Origin of the sequence: Marinobacter sp. NSM (assembly GCF_052380025.1) — a bacterium.
In the GTDB taxonomy this organism is placed as follows: Bacteria; Pseudomonadota; Gammaproteobacteria; order Pseudomonadales; family Oleiphilaceae; genus Marinobacter.
In genome coordinates this window covers 511,628-533,394 of the sequence record NZ_JBQTCK010000002.1, presented here as the reverse complement: position 1 = coordinate 533,394, position 21,767 = coordinate 511,628, and the positions used below count along the sequence as shown (strand labels likewise).

The following is a 21,767-nucleotide window of genomic DNA, read 5'->3' as shown; positions in this document are numbered from 1 at the left end:
TGTGGTGGCAACGGGAAGGGTATGAAAGCTTTGCACTCAACGCCGCCTGCAATGCTGGAAATGGTTTGTCCGGTGAGCCCTCTGTCCATAGAGAAATTCCCCTTATCGTAAAATAAGAACGCTGATTATTTTATTTTATGGTCAAAAGTAAAATAGTCTGAGAGATATGTAAAGATTTTGGGTGTAAGCATCCGCAATGAACGAGTCTTGGGGGAAATAAAACAGGAAGGGTAAAACAGGAGGGAAAATGGTCGGCGTGAGAGGATTCGAACCTCCGACCCCTTCGTCCCGAACGAAGTGCGCTACCAAGCTGCGCTACACGCCGATCAACCGCCGGTATTATACGGATTGCCGGCCGTTTTACTACCCCCATCCCTGGGGAAATTCATCCTTATAACTACGGAGCGGTTCCTCAGCTGGCCGTCGGCAGCAGGGAAATATCCGCTACTCGCAGGAACAGGTTGCGCAGGCGGTTGAGCAGTGCCAGGCGGTTATTGCGCACGGCTTCGTCGTCTGCCATCACCATTACGTCGTCAAAGAAGGTGTCCACCGGCTCGCGCAGGCTGGCCAGGGAGGTCAGTGCGCTGGCGTAGTCGCCCTGCTCGAACAGCGGCAGCACTTTCTGCGCCTGCTCTTCTACCTTGGCGGCCAGGGTCTTCTCGGCGGCATCCTGCAGCAGTGAGTTATCCACAGCCTCGCTGATGCTGTCGCCACCTTGCTTGGTAAGGATGTTGGACACCCGCTTGTTGGCGCCGGCCAGGGCCAGTGCTTCCGGCAGCTGGCGGAAGGCTTCTACGGCCTTCACCCGGCGGTCGAAGTCCAGCGGGCGGGTTGGGCGGCGGGCGTGTACGGCCAGGTACACTTCGGCGCCGATGCCCTGCTCGTCGTAGTGGGCACGGAAGCGCTCAAGCATGTAGTCCACCACGGTGCTGGCGGTGTTTTGCTCGGTCAGCACAGTGAAGTTCTGCTCGGCCCACTCGCACACGGTTTGCAGGTCCAGGGGCAGTTCCCGTTCGATGATAATGCGCAGCACACCCAGGGAGGCCCGGCGCAGGGCAAACGGGTCCCGGGTGCCGGACGGCGGCTGGTTGATGCCGAACAGGCCCACCAGCGAGTCGATGCGGTCAGCGATGGCCACCGCACAACCGGTCAGGGTGGTGGGCAGGTCGTCGCCGGCGAAGCGCGGCATGTACTGCTCGTTCAGGGCCTTGGCGACGTCGGCGTGTTCGCCGTCGTTGCTGGCGTAGTACTGGCCCATGATGCCCTGCAGATCGGTGAACTCCAGCACCATTTCGGTGACCAGGTCGGTCTTGGCCAGCATGGCGGCGCGCTCGGCCAGGGCCGGGTCGCTGTTGATCGCTTCGGCGATTTTCTTCGCCAGCGCAGCCACCCGTACGGATTTGTCGTAAAGGCTGCCGAGTTTGTCCTGGAACACGATGGGCTTGAGGGCCTCGATGCGGTCTTCCAGTTTGGTCTTGCGGTCGGTTTCGTAGAAGAAGGCCGCGTCGGACAGGCGCGGGCGAATCACCTTCTCGTTACCGGAGATGACCTGGGCCGGATCTTTGCTTTCCAGGTTGGCCACGGTGATGAACAGCGGCAGCATCTGGTCGTTGGCATCCACCACGTGGAAGTATTTCTGGTGCTCCTTCATGGAGGAGATCAGCGCCTCGGCGGGCACGTCGAGGAAACGTTCCTCGAAGCGGCCCATCAGCGGTACCGGCCATTCGTTCAGGGCAGTGACTTCGTCCAGCAGGTCTTCGTCGATCACAGCCTTGCCGTTGGCTTCTTTCTCCGCCAGTTGAGCAACGCCCTGACGAATCTGTTCACGGCGCTCGGCGAAGTCGGCCAGTACGTAGCCCTCCTGTTTCAGCACCACTTCGTAATCGGCGGGTGTTGGTACGATCAGCTCTTTCGGGCAATGGAAGCGGTGGCCGCGGGTTTTGTTGCCGGGCTTGAGGTTCATCACCGGAGTGTCGATGACACTGTTGCCGAACAGCAAAACCAACCAGTGTACCGGGCGCACGAATTCGGTTTTGTGGGCGCCCCAGCGCATGCGCTTGGGTATCGGCAGCGCCGCCAGGGATTTTTCCACCAGCTCTGGCATCAGTTCGACCGTTGGCTTGCCTTGCTCCACGGTGCGGTACACCAGCCAGGCACCCTTGTCGGTTTCCAGAGTGTCGAGCTGGTCCGGGGTAATGCCCAGTGAGGTGGCAAAGCCGGTCAGGGCCCGGGTCGGGTTGCCGGCGTCATCAAAGGCGGCTTTGACCGCCGGGCCGCGTTTCTCGACCGGTTTGTCTAGTTGGGCATCGGCCAGGTCGCGAATGCGCACCGCCAGGCGACGGGGAGCCGCGAAGGCTTCGACCCTTCCAAATGCCACGCCAGCGTCTTCCAGGCCTTTGACAATGCCCTGGGTGAAGGCGTCAGACAGCGGTTTGAGGGCTTTCGGAGGCAGCTCTTCGGTGCCCAGTTCGACCAGAAAATCCTGTGTTGCCATGATTATGCGTTCCCCTGTTCCTGCGGTGCCTTGTTGGCTTTTTTGCCCTTCTTGCTGGCCTTGGCCTCAGCAGCCTCAGCGGCGGCCAGCACTTCCTTGCGAAGATGCTCAGGTGCCAGCGGGAAGCCAAGTTTGCGGCGGCTCTCGAAGTAGGCCTGGGCAACGGAGCGTGCCAGGGTGCGTACACGCAGGATGAAACGCTGGCGCTCGGTCACGGAAATAGCGTGGCGGGCGTCCAGCAGGTTAAAGGTATGAGAGGCCTTGAGTACCTGTTCGTAGGCGGGCAGTGGCAGGCCGGCTTCGATCAGGCGGGCGCTTTCCCGCTCGTACACGTCGAAGCTGTGGAACAGGAACTCGGTGTCGGCGTGTTCGAAGTTGTAAGTGGATTGCTCCACCTCGTTCTGATGGAACACGTCGCCGTAGGTGACCACGCCATCCGGGCCTTTGGTCCACACCAGGTCGTACACGCTGTCCACGCCTTGCAGGTACATGGCGATACGCTCAAGCCCGTAGGTCAGCTCGCCGGTGACCGGGTAGCATTCCAGGCCGCCGACTTGCTGGAAGTAGGTGAACTGGGTCACTTCCATGCCGTTCAGCCAGATTTCCCAGCCCAGGCCCCAGGCGCCGAGGGTGGGGGACTCCCAGTTGTCTTCCACAAAGCGGATGTCGTGCACCAGTGGGTCCAGGCCCAGGGCACGCAGAGAATCCAGGTACAGTTCCTGAATGTTGTCTGGTGACGGCTTCAGCACCACCTGGAACTGATAATAGTGCTGCAGGCGGTTCGGGTTCTCGCCGTACCGGCCGTCGGTTGGGCGGCGGCTGGGCTGGACGTAGGCGGAGTTCCAGGTTTCCGGGCCGATGGAACGCAGGAAGGTGGCCGGGTGGAAAGTACCGGCGCCCACTTCCATGTCGAGGGGCTGGAGAACCACGCAGCCGTGCTGCGCCCAGAAATTCTGCAGTGCCAGGATCAGACCCTGGAAGGTCTTGATGTCTGGCGCGGAGTTGTTGGTTGCCTTGTCTGTCACGACGTTTGCCTGCTGGTCAGTCTGTGTGTGGCGCCCCGCTTTGCGGGGCACTCCGAAATTTGAAAACGCGCATTATACGCTGGCTGGCGTTGCATTTCTAAGTGCCAGCCAGGGTGTTGTTTTGCTTGAGATCAATCAGAAGAAGGTGAGGCCCACCTGGAACAGCTTTTCCACGTCCCTGATACGGGTTTTGTCCACCAGGAACAGGATGACGTGGTCATCGGGTTGTACACGAATATGGTCGTGGGCGATCAGCACTTCGTTATGGCGAACGATGGCGCCGATGGTGGTGCCCGGCGGCAGATTGATCTCGTCCAGGCGCTTGCCCACTACTTTGGATGACCGGTGGTCACCGTGGGCGATGGCTTCGATGGCTTCCGCAGCGCCCCGGCGCAATGAGTGAACGTTCACCACATCGCCCCGGCGCACGTGGGTGAGCAGGCTGCCGATGGTGGTCTGCTGGGGCGAGATGGCGACATCAATATCGCCGCCCTGGATCAGGTCCACGTAGTCCGGGTTGTTGATCAGGGTCAGTACCTTGCGGGCGCCCAGCCGCTTGGCCAGCAAAGAGGCCATGATGTTGGCTTCGTCGTCGTTGGTGACGGCGCAGAACACATCGGTGTTCTCGATGTTCTCTTCCAGCAGGATGTCCTTGTCGGCGGCGTTGCCTTCCAGCACCACGGTTTTGCGTAAACGTTCGGACAACATCACACAGCGGTCGTGGTCCCGCTCAAGAATCTTCACCTGGTATCGGCTTTCCAGGGTATTGGCCAGCCGGTAACCAATGTTGCCGCCACCGCAGATAAAGATGCGTTTGTAGGGCTTGGACAGGGGTTGAAGCTCGCTCATCACCGAGCGAATGTGATCGGAGGCGGCAATAAAGAACACCTCGTCGCCGTCTTCGATAACCGTGTCGCCCTGGGGCATGATGGCCCGGTCTTTGCGGAAAATCGCGGCTACCCGGGTATCGATCTTGGGCATATGGGTGCGCAGGTAGGACAACTCATGGCCTACCAGTGGCCCACCCTTGGTAGCACGTATGGCCACCAGCCTGACCAGGCCCTTGGAGAACTCGAGCACCTGCAAGGTGCCCGGGTACTCGATCAGCCGGGTGATGTGTTTGGTGACCAGGTGTTCCGGGCTGATCAGTACGTCGATGGGAAAGCCCCGGAGGCTGTCCAGGTCTTTGTCCATATCCCGGCGGTAGAACAGCTCGGATTTCGCCAGATAGGCATTGGCCCGCACCCGGCAGATGGTGGTGGGCGTCTTGTACAGCAGCTTGGACACCTGGCAGGCCACCATGTTGGTTTCGTCGCTGTTGGTCACAGCGATCACCATGTCGGCGTCTTCCGCGCCGGCCTGGCGCAGCACCGTGGGGTAGGAGGCACGGCCGTGCATGGTGCGGATGTCCAGCCGGTCCTGAAGCTCACGTAGGCGGGCGCTATCGCTGTCGATCACCGTAATGTCGTTGGCTTCATTGGCGAGGTTTTCCGCCAGGGTGCCGCCTACCTGGCCCGCACCGAGAATCAGGATTTTCATAGTTCAGGTTTCTCCAGCACGGCGTAGAAAAAGCCGTCATGGCTGTCCGGGACTGGCAGTAACTGGCGCCCGGTGTTCATGTTCTGACCCCAGTCGGCATCAATTTCTATCAGCCGGGCTTGGTCCTGCTGTTTCAGGAACCGCTGGATTATACGGTGGTTTTCCTGGGGAAACACCGAACAGGTAGCGTATACCAACTGCCCACCGGGTTTCAGGATAGACCACATAGCGTCCAGCAGGCCAAGCTGAATGCTGGCCAGGGGTACGATGTCGGATTCACGGCGCAGCAGCTTGATGTCCGGGTGCCGGCGAATCACACCGGTGGCGCTGCAGGGCACGTCCAGCAGGATACGGTCAAATTGGGCGCCATCCCACCAGCTGTCAATGTCGGCGGCGTCGGCCTGTGTCAGGGTGGCGCGCAGGTCGAGCCGGTCTAGGTTCTCCTGTACACGGGGCAGGCGCTCGGCGGATTCGTCGATGGCAATCACTTCGTCCAGTTCGCCACAGGCCTCCAGAATGGCGCAGGTCTTGCCGCCGGGAGCTGCGCAGGCGTCCAGTACACGCTGGCCTGGTTGCAGGTCCAGCAGGGTGGTGCACAGCTGGGCGGCTTCGTCCTGCACACTGGCACCGCCGTCTTCGAACCAGGGCAGGCGTTCTACCGGCACCGGGCGTTCAAGCTGAATGCCGTGGGGGGCGAAGCGGGTGGGATTCGCCTCAATACCGGCTTCTGCCAGCAGCTCCAGGTACTCATCGCGGGTAAAGCGCAGGGCGTTGACCCGCAACGTCATGGGAGCCTGCTGGTTATTGGCATCGAGAATGGCTTGCCAGTTATCGGGCCAGTTGTGGCGCAGCTTTTCCACCATCCACACCGGATGGCTGTAGCGGCTGTTGTCGTCTTTCGGCTCCGGCGCCCCTTCCCTTTCCGCGGCCCGCAACACGCCGTTGACCAGACCGGTCAGGTGCGGCTTGTCCAGCGCCCGGCAGGCTTCCACGGTTTCGTTCAGCACGGCATAGGTGGCCTGCTCACTGAACCGCAGCTGGAACAGGGCGACCAGCATCAGGTGATGAACAACCCGGTCCGGTTTGCGCAGGGGCTTTTTCAGGCGCTGGTTGAGCTCGCCCTCGAGCCGGTGAAACCAGCGGCAGGTGCCGTAGCAGATCGCTTGAAGTTGCGGCCTTTGTTCCGGGGGTAACTGGTTCAGGGCTGGCGGCAGGCATTGGGTCAATGACTGGCCGCTTTCCACTGCCAGCAACACATTGGCAGCGACGGCACGGAATGGCAGGGGCTGGTAAGCCATGGTCAGTTCAGCTCCTGGCCGGGCAGCAGCACCTGCTTGCCGCCGTTGATCAGGTCGGTGATGCTCTGGGCTTTGCTGCCGGGCAACTGGACCGAAGTGACTTTCAGGGTGCCGGTGCCGCAGGCGACTTCAACGCCTTCTCTCTCGCGACTGATCACGGTGCCTGGCAGCTTGTCGCTGCTCTGATCCAGTGCGCTGGCCTGATGAAGGCGGATGCGTTGCTCGCCGAGATCGGTAAAGGTGCCGGGCCAGGGGTTAAAGGCACGAATCAAGCGTTCGATCTCGATGGCGCTGCGGGACCAGTCGATGTGGCCTTCTTCCTTGGACAATTTGTGGGCGTAGTTGGCGTCAGCATCGTTCTGTGGGTCAGGGGCCAGCTCGCTGTTTGCCAGTTGCACCAGGGCTTCCACAATAGCTTTGCCGCCCATGTCCGCCAGGCGGTCATGCAGGCTGCCGCCGGTGTCGTCGGCATGGATCGGGGTGCTGGTTTTCAACAGCATATCGCCGGTATCCAGGCCTTCGTCCATCTGCATGATGGTAATGCCGGTTTCGGCGTCGCCAGCGGCAATGGCGCGCTGGATCGGGGCGGCACCTCGCCAGCGTGGCAGCAGGGAAGCGTGGATGTTCAGGCAGCCGTGGGTGGGGATATCCAGCACGGCTTTGGGCAGGATCAGGCCGTAAGCGGCCACAATCATCACATCTGGCTTTAACGCAGCAAGTTCCTGCTGGGCGTCTTCCGGTTTCAGGCTGACCGGTTGGAACACCGGAATGCCGGCGTCCAGGGCGACCTGTTTGACCGGGCTGGGCATCAGTTTGCGGCCCCGGCCGGCGGGGCGGTCTGGCTGGCTGTAGACGCCCACCAGGTTATAGCCGGCTTCCAGAAGGGCTTTCAGGGCGGTGGCGGCAAAATCCGGCGTTCCGGCAAAAACAATGCGCACGGTGGTTGCTTCTCTGTGTCGTTGATACGAAAAAACCGGGTCGTAACCCGGTCTGAATTCGGTTCTGTGCTGTTGGCGCCTCAGGCGCTTTGCTTGTGGAGCTTTTCCAGCTTCTTGCGAATGCGGTTACGCTTGAGCGAGCTGAGGTAATCCACGAACAACTTGCCGTTCAGGTGGTCCATTTCATGCTGGATGCATACCGCCAGCAGGCCGGTAGCCTCAAGCACAAAGTCTTCACCGTTACGGTCTTTGGCGGTAATCCGGCAGTGTTCGATGCGCTTCACGTCTTCATAGAAACCGGGAACCGACAGGCAGCCTTCCTGCATGGCTTCCAGCTCACCGTCCAGCACTTCTACTTTCGGGTTGATGAACACCCGGGGCTCGCTCTTGTCTTCCGACAGGTCCATGACGATGATCTGCTTGTGCACATTGACCTGAGTAGCCGCCAGGCCAATGCCGGGGGCATCGTACATGGTCTCGAACATGTCGTCGATCAGCTTGCGGATGTCGTCGGTCACTTCGTCCACCGGCTTGGCGATGGTGCGAAGGCGCGGGTCCGGATACTCAAGAATCTCTAAAATCATAATGCTTTGGCTTCTCTGAAATGCGACGGCGGTCTGCGCAAATTTTCTCCACGAATCTATGATGGGGAGAACGTAATGGCTCTATTATCCGATAAATTGTCGATTGAGTACAAACTGATCAGTTAATAGTTAAAATCTTTCAGCCATACTGAAGAATTTACTGGAAGAACAAAAGATAACATCACAAATACCCGAACATCTTCTATAGTAACGGGAATAACAACGTAATAAGCTGCGGGGATACCGCTGCGACGTTACCCAACGCAAAGATTCAAGGCACGCGATCAAGGATATAGACAATGAGGAAATTGTTGTACGCTCTGGCAGCGACGGCGCTGCTGTTTACTTCTTGGGCTCAGGCACAACCGGAGCTCAGGTCTGATCATCCTGAGCGTTACACTGTCGTCAAGGGGGACACCCTTTGGGACATTTCAGCGCGATTCCTGAACAACCCCTGGTACTGGCCGGAAATCTGGCACGTTAATCCGCAGGTTGCCAACCCCCACCTGATTTACCCGGGTGATCGCCTGGCGCTGGTGTACATCGATGGCAAGCCCCGGATTACCAAAGTGTCCACCAGCGATGTCGTCAAGCTGTCACCGCAAATCCGTTCCGAAGCAATCGATACCCCGATTCCGGCCATCCCGGTGGATGCCATCAGCAGTTTCCTGACCGACACCCGTATTGTTTCACCCGATGAGATCAACGGTGCGCCCTATGTGCTTGAGGGTGAAGACGGTCGCATCATCACCGGTGCCGGTGACCGTGTATACGCCCGTGGTGATAAGCCGGCCGACCGGGTTGGCGTTTTCCGCCGCAGCAAAGAGTTTGTCGATCCGGAGACCGGTGAATTCCTGGGGCTGGAAGCACGCAGCATTGCCAAGGGCAACATCACCGCTGAAAACGGCGATGTGCTGACCATGACCCTGACCCGCTCCAGTGAGGAAGTGCGCATCGGAGACCGTCTGCTGGTCAACGAAGACCGCCGCCTGACCACCAACTTCGTGCCCAGCTCTCCGGATGAGGAAATTGAGGGCCGGATGATTTCGGTCGATGGCGGTGTTAACCAGATCGGCCAGTACAATGTGGTAGCCATCAACCTTGGCGAGCGCGAAGGCCTGATGCCGGGCCACGTGCTGGCAGTGATGAAGAGCGGTAACATTGTCCGTGATCCGGTGACCGGTGAAACCATTGAGCTGCCGTCCGAGCGAGCTGGCCTGCTGATGGTGTTCCAGTCTTACGAGAAGATGAGCTATGGCCTGATTCTTCAGGCGACTCGCCCGCTGGCGGTGGGTGATCGGGTCAAGAACCCCTGATCACCCCTGTATGGGCTTGTCGGTAATGAGATAGAATGGCCGGGCCGGAGCGCCCGGCCATTATCGTTTTCAAGGATGAAAAAGATGTCTGCACCTACCTGCCTGGAATCGGCCAGTGACCGCTGGCTGCTGTTGTCTCTTTTGCCCCGGTTTGGCCTTCGCCTGCGTGAGCGGATACACGCGAATACCGAACAGCTGACCGATATTCTCGACATGAATGCCGCCACCCTGAAGGCCCTGGGCCTGACCACCGATGCCATTGAAGCGGTGATGGCCTGGCAGGCCGACGATTCCGGGCACCCGGTCATTGTAGAGGCCGGCCGCATACGTTCGGCCAGTATGGCCTCCGGGATCTTCCTGATGGGCTATGGAGAAGCCGGATATCCGGATGCACTCAGGCATATTCATAACGCCCCGTTGTTGCTGTACGGTCGGGGTGATCCCGACTTACTGCGCAAAGACCAGCTTGGCGTTGTCGGCAGTCGCAATGCCACCCGGGCCGGACTTGAGCATGCTCGGCAGTTTTCCGCAGAACTGAGCCGGCGTGGACTTCTGATCACCAGCGGCCTTGCCCTGGGTATTGACGGAGCCGCCCACGCCGGCGCTCTGGATGCTGGTTTTCAGACCATTGCCGTGGTGGGCTGTGGTCTCGACCGGTTGTATCCGGCGCAGCACCGAAAACTGGCCGAGCGCATTATTGAGCAGGGGCTTATTATCTCGGAATACCCGCCCGGCACACAGGCCCGGGCCGCCCATTTCCCGCAGCGGAACCGGATCATCAGTGGCCTGAGCCGCGGCGTGCTGGTGGTTGAGGCAAGCCTCCGTAGCGGCTCGCTGATAACGGCCAGAACCGCGCTGGAACAGGGGCGCGAGGTGTTCGCCATTCCCGGCTCGGTGCACAGCCCGGTGGCTCGGGGTTGTCACCAGTTGATCAAACAGGGCGCAAGGCTGGTGGAGACCGCTGATGACGTTCTGGAGGAACTGGGCACCTGGTGGTCGATGCAGCCCGCATCGGAATGTGATCAAACCGGCCCTGCAGAGCAGGATTTGTCCGGGTTGGACAGTCGGGAAATCGCGGTGCTTGAGGCTTTGGGGTATGATCCACAATCTACCGATGCACTGAGCCAGGCTACGGGTCTGCCAGCGGATCAGCTGATGCAGTCTTTGTTGCTGCTGGAGCTGGAAGGGTTGGCTAATTCCGCTCCCGGTGGTTATCTCCGGGCGGGCTGACGGTGCATTATTTGGGTTCGACCAACCGGATAGTACAATTTCGTTATGTCAGCGACGTCTCCCCTGCATTCATGGCAGATCCATTGTGCCCGCCGCACCGTTCTGGCCGGCGGCGTTATTGTCTATCCCACCGAGGCCGTCTGGGGGCTGGGATGTGATCCCTGGAACCGCGAGGCGGTTGAGCGCATCCTCGAATTAAAGCAGCGCCCGATGCACAAGGGCATTATTCTGGTGGCTGCGTCTATTAATCAGGTGCGCTTTCTGCTTGATCCTCTGCCCCGGGTACTGCAATGGGAAGCCGAGCAGCACTGGCCAGGTCCGATTACCTGCCTGGTACCGGATGTGCTCGAGCAGGTGCCGGACTGGGTGCGCGGCAAGCATAGCACCATTGCGGTTCGTGTCAGTGACCATCCGGTTGTTCAGGCTCTGTGTAATGCCACTGGTATGCCGCTGGTGTCCACGTCCTGCAACCCCGCTGGCCGAGCGCCGGCCCGCAGCATCTGGCAGGTACGCCGTTACTTTGGTGGTGAGCTGGACCGCATTGTGCCTGGAGCACTGGGTGGCAACCGCAAGCCCAGCCGAATCATCGATATTGTTACCGGAAAACAGTTTCGCTAGGAGATTGCATGTCACAGCAGCCGGATACCCAAGCCGTTAAAGACTATCTGATCGGGCTTCAGGAGCGCATCTGTCAGCGGCTTGAGGCGGTTGATGGCGGGGCAGCGTTTATCCGTGACAGCTGGCAGCGCCCGGAGGGTGGCGGCGGTATCAGCCGGGTGATCAGCGGTGGCAAGGTGATCGAGAAGGGTGGTGTGAATTTCTCCCACGTGATGGGCGACACCATGCCGGCTTCGGCCACCGCGCATCGACCCCAGCTAGCCGGTGCACCCTGGCAGGCCATGGGCGTGTCACTGGTGATCCATCCGGAAAACCCCCACGTGCCGACCTCCCACGCCAATGTGAGATTCTTCATCGCCACGCCGAAAGATGCCGAGCCGGTGTACTGGTTTGGCGGTGGCTATGACCTGACGCCCTACTACGGCAACCAGGAAGACTGCGTGCACTGGCACCAGACCGCCCGCAACGCTTGTGCCCCGTTTGGGGATGACGTTTACCCCAGGTTCAAGCAATGGTGTGACGACTATTTTTATCTGAAACACCGGCAGGAACCCCGGGGTGTGGGTGGGTTGTTCTTTGACGATCTCAACACCGGAGATTTCGCCCGGGACTTTGCCTTTATGCAGGCCGTGGGCGACAGTTATATCGAGGCTTACGAGCCGATTGTACGGCGCCGGATGGCCCAGCCCTGGGGCGAACGGGAACGGGAATTCCAACTCTACCGCCGCGGTCGCTATGTGGAGTTCAACCTGGTGTATGACCGGGGCACCTTGTTTGGCCTGCAGTCTGGTGGTCGCACGGAGTCCATTCTGATGTCACTGCCGCCGCTGGTGCGCTGGGATTATGACCGGCAGCCGGAACCCGGCAGCGAAGAAGCCAGGCTGACAGATTACTTCCTTACTGGCCGTAACTGGCTGGAGGACACCAATGACCAATGAGCTCTACGCGGTGGTGGGTAACCCCATCAGCCACAGCAAGTCGCCGAGAATTCACAGCCTGTTTGCCTGCCAGACCGGCGAGCCGGTGGAGTACACCGCCATTCAGGCTCCGATTGATGAGTTTTCCGGCACTGTGCGGCATTTTTTCGAGCGGGGCGGCAAGGGGCTGAATGTGACCGTGCCGTTCAAGGAGCAGGCCTGGACCCTGGCGGACCATCGGACGCCGCGGGCAGAGAAGGCCGGCGCCGCCAACACCCTCTTCCTGGATCAAGAAAACGAGCTGGTGGCCGATAACACAGATGGTGTCGGTATTGTCCGTGATCTGCAGAATAATCACGGGGTGGCGCTGAAAGGCTTAAAGGTGCTGGTGCTTGGCGCTGGCGGTGCCGTTCGGGGCGTCATTGGGCCGATACTGGCCGAGCAGCCGGCAGAGCTGACCATTGCCAACCGGACGGTGGCCAAGGCGGAGGCGCTGGTCAGGCTGTTTGCGAAGGATGCCGGTGCAACGGTATTGAGCGCCTGTGGTTTCGAGGCGCCGGATCAACCGTTTGACCTGATCATCAATGGCACCAGCGCCAGCTTGCAGGGAGACTTGCCCCCGGTGTCTGCAAATGTGATCGGACCGGCTACGGTGGTGTACGACATGATGTATTCTCTGCAGACCACCACCTTCAATCAGTGGGCTCTGGATAATGGTGCCCACCGGGTGCATGACGGCTTGGGAATGCTGGTGGAACAGGCCGCAGAATCTTTTTTTGTGTGGCGGGGCGTGCGCCCGGAAACCGCGCCGGTGATTGAAGAATTGCGAACCGATTGAGGCCGCGGGTTCCGGCCGTTTCATAAGGGTTGTTCATGGACATTCTCACGCTTGTCGGATTGCTTGCCGGAATCCTGATTGTTGTCCTGGCGATGCTGGCCAACGCCACGGTCATCACCTTCCTGAACCTGCCCGGACTGGCGATTGTTCTGGGTGGCACCTTCGCAGTGACACTGATCAAGTTCCGGATGCCCTCGGTAGTCAGCGCCTTCCGGTTGGCTTTTCGTACGGCTTTTACTGACCGGTTACCCCGCCCGGCGGAACTGATCCGGGAAGTGGGTGTACTGGCTCGGGTGGTTCGCAAAGAGGGCATCCTGGGCCTGGAGAACCACGAAACCGACGATGAATTCCTGCAAAAAGCCATCAACCTGTGTGTAGATGGCCACCCGCCGGAACTGGTAGAGGAGGCTCTGCTACAGGAAACCCAGCAAACCGCAGAGCGCTATGAAGTGGCTGAGCGAGTGTTTCGGGGTATTGGTGAATCCGCGCCGGCCATCGGGATGCTGGGTACCCTCGTGGGGCTGGTGCAGATGCTGAACACTCTGGACGACCCTTCGTCCATTGGCCCGGCCATGGCCATTGCTCTGCTGACCACCCTCTACGGGGCTTTTATTGCCCAGCTCATTGCCCTGCCCCTGGCGGATAAACTGCAACTCAAGGCGGAAGACGATTCCCGCAACCAGATGCTCATTATCACCTCCATCAAGAGCATCATGCGTGGCGAGAACCCCCGGGTTATGACGGAGCTGCTGTCGTCTTACGTAACACCAGAGCACCGGACCAACCTGGAACCGGAGCGGGAGGCCTGAGGTTTGCAGCCGGCGCGGCCACTGAAGAAAAACGCCCTTAAAAAGCGAACGCCCGACTGGATTGTCACCTTCGCGGATCTGGCAACCCTGCTGCTGACGTTTTTTATCCTGCTGTTGTCGTTCGCCGAGATGGACATCGAGAAATACCGGGCCATGGCGAACTCCATGTCCCTGGCCTTTGGCTCCAGCAATGTGGTGGCCGAAGACATCGGCGGTACACCCCTGACCCTGATTGAAGCCGATACCGTATCGCTGCCGAAACCTTCTGAAAACCTGCAGGACCAGCCGGAGTTCATTGACGAGCGAACCGAGCGTTCGGAAACGCGACAGATTCCCGGTGGCGTTCTGGACCTGGCCGGTCGCTTGATCCAGGAACTGGAAGCAGAGGTGGCTGCGGATACCTTGCACGTAAACTATGACGAAGATCAGGTGGTAATTCGGTTTTCCGAGGAGGCCACCTTCCGTTCCGGCGATGCTGCCATCATGCCCGGAATGATTCCGATCATTGAACGTGTTGTTGAGGTTCTGGCGTCTTGTACCGGTGATGTGGTGGTATCAGGCCACACCGACGATGTGCCGATTTCCAGCGGCATGTACCGATCTAACTGGGATCTGTCGGCGGCTCGCGCCGTGTCTGTGGTGCACGAGCTGGTATTGGACCGCCAGATTCCAGCAGATCGTGTGGTGGCTGCTGGCCGTGCAGAAACTCGCCCTCTGATGCCCAACGATAGCGCTGAAAACCGCGCGGTTAACCGCCGGGTCGAAATTGCTGTTCGTAACCCGGAGTGTGACGCCGCCGTCCCTACCCGTGATTTGCCTGTGGAAATCCTGCCCTGATTGCTTATAGCTTGAGCGCAGATTCTCATAGTGCATTCATATAAGTGATGCAGATTCAAAGCCTTATACTGTGCCGCTCAAACCTTGGCAGATAACGGGAGTTTTCAGCATGAGCGGACCAGATAAACCAAAGGTTATTGGAGAGGAGTGGAGTGACGAGCGGGTTAAAAGCTTTCTCGATCTGTCACCCTGGGACAAGAACCTGAACCCGGATCATTTCGTGCTGATTCGGGCCTATGAGTCCATGCGTGCAGGTGATTTCGAACGGTTTTTGGCATTCTTTGTGGAAGCCGGCCGCGACCTGAACGCCGAAGATGAGCACGGCCAGACTATCCTGGACCGGGTGTCACAACACCGTCGCAGCGGTGATTACGCTCAGGCTCTGGAGAAAGCCGGCGCAAAACAAAAGGCAACGGCCGGGAACTGAGCCCCGGCCCGAACATCGCCTTACTGCACTTCTACTTCGATGGCTTTGGGCTCTTTGGGTTCGGCCTTTTGGATGCTCAAAGTCAGTAGGCCGTCCTTGAAGCTGGCTTTCACGCTGTTCTCGTCCACATTGTCCGGCAACGTGAATCGGCGCAGGAAGCTACCATAGACCCGTTCGATGCGATGGTGCTTCTTGTCACTGGACTCTTCCTCATGCTTGCGCTCGCCCTGAATGGTGAGCACGCCATCGTGTACTGTCACCTTCACATCGTCCTTGTTCATGCCGGGTAATTCGGCTTCCACAGTGAAGGCTTCGGCCGTTTCCTTGATATCCACAGCCGGAGCCCAGTCGCTGCGACTGAACAGGTCTTTACCTTCCCGTTCGCCATTGGTGCGTGCTACCCCAAACATCCGGTTGTAGCGGTTCATCATGTCCTCGAATTCGCCGATCGGATTCCAGCGGGTCAGATTGCTCATAGGGAACTCCTCCTTTAACGGTGTCGAACCTGAGATTGTCTTCAGCTTCGCTCGCGGAACAGCTCCAAACCGGTGGCGCCAGCCGGATGGACTCCGTGAACTTCTGCTATTCACGAATATAGGTTCGGCCGGTACCTTTTCAAGTGCTCTACTGGTTACTTTTTGACCTGCATCAAGGGCGCTCCGGGTTCGCCAAACTGGGTCAGCAGAAATGCCCGAAATCGGCTCATGGGGGCGCCATCGGTGTGCTCGTCCGGCAGGGTGCCCGGTTGGAATCCTGGCAGGTCTCCGTTCAGAAAGGGAGCTACCAGCGTCGGGTTGCGGCTGATGACGTGAATGATCACATCCCTGCTGGCATCGTCTCCGGTGATGAGCGGCGCCGGCTGGTGATCACCCAGGATGAACAGCAGGGTCTCGTCCGTCAGGTAGCGAGCGGCGTAGTCTCCGGCGACGGCCAGGGCGTAATCGATGGCCTGGATGTAGTGCTCCCGTACCCGCTCCGGATCTCGCCAGAGCGAGGCGGGGGCTTCGCCAGCGCCTTCCCATTGCTGGAAAACCTGGCCATCCCCGATGCTGTCCCAGTCGTCCAGCACCGGAAGTATCGGGACCCAGGGTGCGTGGCTGCTAATCAAGGCCAGCTCCGCAAAAATCGGGGCTGGGGTTGCCTGTCGTAGCTGTTCGAACCGGTGCCAGGTGAACTGATCCGGCATGGTGACCCAGTTAAAGGCTGGCCCCTGGTAACCCAACGCGTCTTCATCGTAAATGCGGTGGTAGCCGAACAGTTGCCCTTCTGGCCATTCGCGGGTGATGGCAGGCATGACCGCCATGGTCTGATGCCCGGTCACCCGGAAGTCATCAATCAGCGTGGCGTAATTGCTGCTCAGGAGTGCTTCATAGGCAATCTGGGTATTGATCCACTGCCCGCTGAGCACAGACAAATGACCCAGCCAGGACTGTCCGCCCTGGATAGGCGCTTTAAGCCGCCCCGTGGCGACGGTCAGGCCGGCGTTATCGAGCTGTTCGGCCAAGGTGGCCAGCCTGGGGCCCAACACCGGCCGGTAACGTTCGTCGGTAAGCCCGGAGATGCCGTAGGATTCCACGAAGGCCAATACCACATCTGTATTGGCCAGGCCCGGCAGTGCGCGGGGTTGCCGGCTGGCGGTTGGTTGTTGTTCCAGGCCGGCACGAAAAGCCGAAGTGGCCTGGTGTGTGTGCAGGATCAGCGATCCCTGGTTGGCAACGAAAGCCAGGGCTGGGCTTCCCACCCAGGGTGTCAGCACCGTCAGTGTTAGCAGTGTTACGGCGCTGACCCAGAGAGCCCGCCCCCGCACGGGAACCGCTCGGGCAAGGTGCAGTCCGAGCCAGCGAAACAGCCAGGCCACCAGGGCTGCGGCAAAGATCAGTGCGATAACAACCAGCACGGCGCCCGGAATCCCCAGATTGGTGCGGAACAGATGCCAGGCGGCATCCAGCAAACCCGCTTCCAGATACAGATTCAGGCCCCGCCCCAGGCTCTGACGGACCAGCGCATCGGCCGCAATCAGCCAGATCATCAGGGCGTAAATGCCTGAAAACAGCATCGCCAGTCGGTCACGTTGGTTGGGTAGTTGGTGTAACAGCCACCACATAATCAGGGCTTCCAGCGCGAGCCATGGCGCTGGGCCCGGAAGTGCCAGGGCGGGCAGCAGCAACAGCCCGTTGAGCAGCAAAAAGGCAGCCAGCATCAGAACGATCGAGCCTCCGGCGGTGGTGGCGTGTACTGGTACAGCCAGGTTTCAGTCAGTGCCTGGGGGCCTAGTCTCAGGTACAGGCGCAGGTCTATGGGGCTGGTGTCGTCATCCGGCACCAAATCGAACATGGCACGGAAGCCATTGATGGCGTGCAGCGGTCTGGCCGATACCAGTTCTACCTTGCCACGGCTGGCACTCACCACCGCCTCGACTCCGGCATGACGGTCGATCATTGACAGGTTCCCGCCGGCAAAATCCACCGCAAAACGTCGGGAAAAGTAGGTCCTGGGCTTACCGATGACGCCGCCAATCCCGGTGCGGGTGGCCACAACGGTTCCCAGTTCCAGGTTCTGGTCTGGCATGGTCTCGCCCCAGCTCAGGCGGTAGCTGACCGGGTAGGCTTCCCCTGGCTGCCAGGGTTCAGACGGGTTCCAGAAGGCGACGATGTTGTCGAAGGTTTCATCCTGGGTAGGAATTTCCACCAGCAGCATTGCGCCCTTGCCCCAGTCACCTTCGGGCGTGACCCACAGGCTGGGCCGCTGTTCGTAGAACACGCCGTCGTCCTGGTAGTTGCTGAATTCCCGATCCCGTTGCAGAAGGCCAAATCCCCGGGGCTGGTTATCGACAAAATGGCTGACCGTCAGTTGCTGTGGATTGGTCAGGGGGCGCCAGATCCGTTCGCCGTTGCCGGTCCAGATCGCCAGGCCATCCGAATCGTGGATTTCCGGGCGCCAGTCATTGGCCATGCGCCGATCGTTTTCGCCGGTCTGGAACATACTGGTAAGTGGTGCGAGCCCGAAGCGTGTCAGCTCCTTGCGGGGGTAGAGGGTGGCTTCCACGTCCATGGTCAGGTTGGCGCCAGGATGAATCACAAACCGATAGGCGCCGGTCACACTGGGGGAATCCAGCAGGGCATGGACCGTGAGTGACAGGTCGCCTTCGGCTGGGCGTTCAAGCCAGAAGGTAGTGAAGCGAGGAAATTCCTCGGGCTGCGGCAGCCCGGTATTGATCGCCAGGCCGCGGGCTGACAGACCGTACTGGCGGGACTCGCCCACCGCCCGAAAGTAGCTTGCGCCCAGAAACGCTGCGATGTCCCGGCTGAAGTCCTGGTGGAAATGCACGCGGAATCCGGCGTAGCCGAGGCTGTCCGGCAGGTCATCAAAAGCGTCATTGTCGCCATAGTCGAAGTTTTCGTTCTGGTAGGGCAAGGCGTGGGCCCCGCCATCGACCACTTCGTAGAAGTGCACGGGCTCTTGGAAGAACAGGCCCAGATGAAAGAATTGCAGCTGAAACGCACTGTCCCGGTGGCGCCATAGTGCCTGGTCTGGCCGGTAACGTATGGCCTGATATTGGTCCCAGTTCAGGGATTGCAGGCTTGGGGGCAAGGGTTTCTGGGGCGCGCGGTACGGTTTGGCCGCCAGTGCCCGGGCGTGTTCCCGGAGCCAGCGGGCACTGAAATCCTGCCCGTCGGAGCCGGCGAGGCTGGCCAGTGCGCGCCCGGTGCCAGACAGGGCAAGTGGCGCTCCGGTTGCCAGCGCGAGGCCGAATTTCAGGAGGCGACGCCGATCCATGGGGAGTGCTCCGGTTGGGTTCTGTGGGTGTGGGTAGCGGTTTGAATCGGGCCCAGGTTCAGGCTCAGACGGGCAAGGGCCGCGCCCCAGGGTGAGTCGGGCTCAGCCTGCCAGGCCTTGAGGTGCAGCGATTGCATGGCCTCCGGGTGGTCGCAGAGCAGGCTGATCTCACTGCCGGTGAGCGCACCGGGGCCTTGCACTGCACACCGGTCAACCAGGGACTTCAGCGCTCGTTGTTTGCAGCCGTGGGAGGGGCCGGTTTGCCGATGTCGCCAGCAGCTGTAGTGGGGCGATAGCACTGCCTGTTCAAACCAGCTCAGCGATGGCAGGCGTTTGCCCAGCCGGTGAGCCACCGAAGCGCGAGTAATAACGGGCACGGCGGAAACCTGCTCCGGAACGATCATTCGTTGACCTGTGCCAGCGCCGGCCAGCCAGACGTTGAGCAATGGGGCAATCAGCACCGGAATGGTTACCGGCAGGGCCCAGGGTGTCAGGTTCGGGCTGTACCACTGGATCATTGCCAGTACGCCAGCGCACACCAGTGCGGGCCAGGCAAAATGCTGCAGCGCTTGTGCCATCCCACCGGCCCCGGTTCGATTCTGGCTCTGCCAACGCAGGCTACGGTTCAGAAAGGCGCCGGCCACATGGCCGCTGTGGGCGATCATTCGGATGGGTGCCAGTATCAGCGATACCGGGGTTTCGCCAACGGTGTTGGCCGCCATCCGCCAGCCGCCACCAAACAACGTCTCCCGCCCGGCGAGTCCCTGGTCCACCAGGGCCAGAACTCGTGGGCCCAGGAGCGTTGTTACGGTGAGCCCGATCAGGCAGGCGCCGGCAAGGCTCCAGTTGGCGGACGACGCCCCGATCAGCCCGGGCAAAGGTTGGCTGCCCGGTGTTCCCGCCATGGCGAGGTAGCCAGACAAGCCAAGGAACGCCAGCCACAGGGGTGAAGCCAGATAACACAGAATGCCGGTGAGTAGAGCCAGGCGGTGGGAAAAACGCAACTTGGCCATCGTCAGCAGCGGGACCAGATGCTGCAGGTTGCCCCGGCACCAGCGACGATCGCGAATCAGGTCGTCTTTGAGGGTGGGCGGCGATTCCTCATAGCTGCCTGCGATGGCCGGTTCCAGCCACACCTCGAAACCGGCCCGGCCCATCAGCGCAGACTCAAGATAGTCATGGCTTAACACCGGGCCACGAAACAGTCCCCAGCCCCGCAACCGGCGCAAACCGCAATGAGCCATAAACGGTGCTACCCGGATAATGGCATTGTGGCCCCAGTAGTTAGCATCCCCCAGTTGAATCGCTGCCAGGCCGGCACTGTGGATTCGGCCATAGCACCGGTTGGCAAACTGCTGCAGCCGGGCAAAGCGGGTTTCCGCCCGTGCCAGCCTCGGTGCGGTCTGGATAATGCCAGCCTGGGGACGCTGCTCCATCAACTGAACCAGCTTTTCAATGGCGGAGGCTGTGAGCAAGCTGTCGGCATCCAGCACAACCATGTAACGGTAGCGGGCACCCCATCGGCGTAGGAAATCGGCGATATTGCCGCTTTTGAAGTTCAGGTTCACCCGACGGCGGCGATAGAAAAGCCGGTTGCCGTCAGCCATACCGGCGCTCAGCTCGGCACAGGCCGCCTGCTCCTCTAGCCAGACTTCCGGATCCTGGCTGTCGGATAATACAAAAACATCAACCTTGTTTCGCCAGCCCTTGTCTTCAAGCTCTTTATACACCGCCTGAAGATTGCCGAGCGAGCGTTGTACCGGTTCGTGACACACCGGCATCACCAGCGCCAGCCGCCCTTCGAAGGACTGAGTGCCCGGCTCCTCGGACAACTGTTGGCTAAGACTGAAGGGATCGCCTCCACGCCTGAGCATCACAAAGCCGAACACGGCGGTCCAGAAGCCCAGGCCTATCCAGGTAAACAGAATGGCGAAAAGGCTGACCAGCAAAATCGCCGGCCACCCTTCATGGGCCAGGGACAGGCTGTGGGAAAGCAACCAAACGCCGAGAAACGTTTGCCCCAGCACCAGTAGGGCGAGCAGACCGCGCCGTCGGTAGGCGACCGGTTGCCAGCGGAGTTCAGTCACCTTGGTACCCGATCCGGCCCCGGGATAGCTTGGGCGGGGTAGCCTGGTGTTGGTCAGGGTTGATGCCAAGAGAACGCTGTATAGCAGGCAGAACATGGCTCAGCTTTGCACTGCCCGCCTCGTAACGGTGCCGAGCAACCTCGTCTTGCAGGTGAGACACTGCGACGGGGCCGGTGCCGTATTTTGCGGTGCGCAGATACAGCAACGCTCGTTGTTGGTTGGTGTCTGTCAGATCCACGGTTGTCTCCCGGCTTGTAACGGCACGGAAACATACGGCAGTGCTCCGGTAATCAGACCACTTTATGACTCGTCGTTAAGATACTGGTCTTTGAGCTTAACGTAGTTGGCTGCGGTGTATTTGAAGAACGTGCGTTCCTTTTCCGACAGCGCCCGGGCCTGCTTGCACGGCGAGCCCACGTAAAGGTAGCCAGATTCGAGCCGCTTGCCCGGTGGCACCAGGGTGCCGGCGCCGATAATCACTTCATCTTCCACGATGGCACCATCCATCACCGTGCAGCCCATGCCCACCAGCACCCGGCTGCCAATGGTGCAGCCATGTAAAAGGGCTTTATGGCCAACGGTCACGTCATCACCAATGATTAACGGCCAGCCGCCGGGGTTGAAATCACTGGCGTGGGTGATGTGCAGCACCGAGCCATCCTGGATGCTGCAGCGGTCGCCGATGCGGATTTTGTGCATATCACCGCGGATGACGGTCATGGGCCAGACCGAGCAGTCTTCGCCCATGACCACATCACCGATGACCACGGCACTCTCATCCACCCAGGTCCGTTCACCAAATTGTGGTGTGATACCCTTGTGAGTTCGTACATTTACCATTACATATACCTCAATGCTGTCCAAATACGGTGCAAGGCGCCGGTGGGGGATGGCTTTCAGAAACACGCTCCTTCGGCACCCTTGCAGGGTCCGGCCCGCAATCACAGATTGCGGTCGCTCAGCCGTCGCATGAAGCTTTGCTTCATAAGCGCTCGGCTGAGCCCATGTGGCGCTTGGGCTCCGCCATCCATGG

The 21,767-nt window shown here is 60.1% G+C and carries 20 protein-coding genes and 1 tRNA gene; 8 read left to right on the top strand and 13 right to left on the bottom strand.

What is annotated here, in order from left to right:
* Positions 1-248: 248 nt before the first annotated feature.
* The 7 genes from ACTZWX_RS06535 to def form a co-directional block, all read right to left on the bottom strand.
* Positions 249-325 (bottom strand) — tRNA-Pro (locus tag ACTZWX_RS06535).
* An 87-nt stretch (positions 326-412) separates the two neighbouring features.
* On the bottom strand, positions 413-2,494 hold the full coding sequence (gene glyS, locus ACTZWX_RS06530) for a glycine--tRNA ligase subunit beta (protein ID WP_444713237.1): 2,082 nt from the start codon (positions 2,492-2,494) through the stop codon (positions 413-415).
* A 2-nt stretch (positions 2,495-2,496) separates the two neighbouring features.
* The gene (gene glyQ, locus ACTZWX_RS06525; protein ID WP_444713236.1) at positions 2,497-3,519 is read right to left on the bottom strand and encodes a glycine--tRNA ligase subunit alpha; all 1,023 of its coding nucleotides are present in this window, start codon (positions 3,517-3,519) and stop codon (positions 2,497-2,499) included.
* Positions 3,520-3,654: 135 nt separating this feature from the next.
* The gene (gene trkA / locus ACTZWX_RS06520; RefSeq protein ID WP_061331400.1) at positions 3,655-5,058 is read right to left on the bottom strand and encodes a Trk system potassium transporter TrkA; all 1,404 of its coding nucleotides are present in this window, start codon (positions 5,056-5,058) and stop codon (positions 3,655-3,657) included.
* Positions 5,055-6,356: a 16S rRNA (cytosine(967)-C(5))-methyltransferase RsmB gene (gene rsmB / locus ACTZWX_RS06515; protein WP_444713235.1), complete on the bottom strand. Its 1,302-nt coding sequence runs from the start codon at positions 6,354-6,356 to the stop codon at positions 5,055-5,057. The genes trkA and rsmB overlap by 4 nt, the downstream gene beginning before the upstream one ends.
* Before the next feature lie 2 nt (positions 6,357-6,358).
* Positions 6,359-7,294, bottom strand: coding sequence for a methionyl-tRNA formyltransferase (gene fmt / locus ACTZWX_RS06510; RefSeq protein WP_444713234.1), 936 nt, complete (start codon positions 7,292-7,294; stop codon positions 6,359-6,361).
* A gap of 80 nt (positions 7,295-7,374) precedes the next feature.
* Entirely contained in the window at positions 7,375-7,881 is a 507-nt protein-coding gene (gene def, locus ACTZWX_RS06505; RefSeq protein WP_152436951.1) for a peptide deformylase, read from the bottom strand.
* A gap of 296 nt (positions 7,882-8,177) precedes the next feature.
* Between def and ACTZWX_RS06500 the strand changes: the two genes are divergently transcribed.
* The 8 genes from ACTZWX_RS06500 to ACTZWX_RS06465 all read left to right on the top strand — a co-directional run bounded on the left by ACTZWX_RS06500 (position 8,178) and on the right by ACTZWX_RS06465 (position 14,870).
* Positions 8,178-9,194: a LysM peptidoglycan-binding domain-containing protein gene (locus ACTZWX_RS06500; protein ID WP_444713233.1), complete on the top strand. Its 1,017-nt coding sequence runs from the start codon at positions 8,178-8,180 to the stop codon at positions 9,192-9,194.
* Between the two features lie 84 nt (positions 9,195-9,278).
* On the top strand, positions 9,279-10,424 hold the full coding sequence (gene dprA, locus ACTZWX_RS06495) for a DNA-processing protein DprA (protein ID WP_072675836.1): 1,146 nt from the start codon (positions 9,279-9,281) through the stop codon (positions 10,422-10,424).
* A gap of 45 nt (positions 10,425-10,469) precedes the next feature.
* Positions 10,470-11,042, top strand: a complete 573-nt coding sequence (locus ACTZWX_RS06490) for an L-threonylcarbamoyladenylate synthase (RefSeq protein WP_444713232.1) — start codon at positions 10,470-10,472, stop codon at positions 11,040-11,042.
* An 8-nt stretch (positions 11,043-11,050) separates the two neighbouring features.
* Entirely contained in the window at positions 11,051-11,980 is a 930-nt protein-coding gene (gene hemF, locus ACTZWX_RS06485) for an oxygen-dependent coproporphyrinogen oxidase (protein ID WP_444713231.1), read from the top strand.
* Positions 11,970-12,797: a shikimate dehydrogenase gene (gene aroE, locus ACTZWX_RS06480; protein WP_319636661.1), complete on the top strand. Its 828-nt coding sequence runs from the start codon at positions 11,970-11,972 to the stop codon at positions 12,795-12,797. Before hemF ends, aroE begins: the two co-directional genes overlap by 11 nt.
* A 35-nt stretch (positions 12,798-12,832) precedes the next feature.
* A complete protein-coding gene (locus ACTZWX_RS06475; RefSeq protein ID WP_072675832.1) occupies positions 12,833-13,606 on the top strand; it encodes a motility protein A in 774 nt (257 codons plus the stop codon).
* 3 nt (positions 13,607-13,609) lie between these two features.
* Positions 13,610-14,443: a flagellar motor protein MotB gene (locus ACTZWX_RS06470; RefSeq protein ID WP_444713230.1), complete on the top strand. Its 834-nt coding sequence runs from the start codon at positions 13,610-13,612 to the stop codon at positions 14,441-14,443.
* A 109-nt stretch (positions 14,444-14,552) separates the two neighbouring features.
* Positions 14,553-14,870 (top strand): PA4642 family protein, encoded by a 318-nt coding sequence (locus ACTZWX_RS06465; RefSeq protein ID WP_072675830.1) that lies wholly within the window; start codon positions 14,553-14,555, stop codon positions 14,868-14,870.
* Positions 14,871-14,890: 20 nt separating this feature from the next.
* Here ACTZWX_RS06465 and ACTZWX_RS06460 read toward each other — a convergent pair whose 3' ends face one another.
* From ACTZWX_RS06460 to ACTZWX_RS06435, 6 genes are all read right to left on the bottom strand, one after another.
* Positions 14,891-15,346 carry an Hsp20/alpha crystallin family protein gene (locus ACTZWX_RS06460; protein ID WP_152436957.1) on the bottom strand — a complete coding sequence of 152 codons (456 nt, stop codon included), beginning with the start codon at positions 15,344-15,346 and terminating at the stop codon, positions 14,891-14,893.
* Between the two features lie 155 nt (positions 15,347-15,501).
* Complete coding sequence (locus ACTZWX_RS06455) at positions 15,502-17,070, bottom strand: sulfatase (protein WP_444713229.1); 1,569 nt, start codon at positions 17,068-17,070, stop codon at positions 15,502-15,504.
* The gene (locus ACTZWX_RS06450) at positions 17,070-18,647 is read right to left on the bottom strand and encodes a glucan biosynthesis protein (RefSeq protein ID WP_444713228.1); all 1,578 of its coding nucleotides are present in this window, start codon (positions 18,645-18,647) and stop codon (positions 17,070-17,072) included. The genes ACTZWX_RS06455 and ACTZWX_RS06450 overlap by 1 nt, the downstream gene beginning before the upstream one ends.
* A complete protein-coding gene (gene mdoH / locus ACTZWX_RS06445; protein WP_444713227.1) occupies positions 18,626-20,734 on the bottom strand; it encodes a glucans biosynthesis glucosyltransferase MdoH in 2,109 nt (702 codons plus the stop codon). The genes ACTZWX_RS06450 and mdoH overlap by 22 nt, the downstream gene beginning before the upstream one ends.
* Entirely contained in the window at positions 20,727-20,972 is a 246-nt protein-coding gene (locus ACTZWX_RS06440; RefSeq protein WP_444713226.1) for a hypothetical protein, read from the bottom strand. Before ACTZWX_RS06440 ends, mdoH begins: the two co-directional genes overlap by 8 nt.
* A 62-nt stretch (positions 20,973-21,034) precedes the next feature.
* The gene (locus tag ACTZWX_RS06435; protein WP_444713225.1) at positions 21,035-21,574 is read right to left on the bottom strand and encodes a gamma carbonic anhydrase family protein; all 540 of its coding nucleotides are present in this window, start codon (positions 21,572-21,574) and stop codon (positions 21,035-21,037) included.
* Positions 21,575-21,767 lie beyond the last annotated feature (193 nt).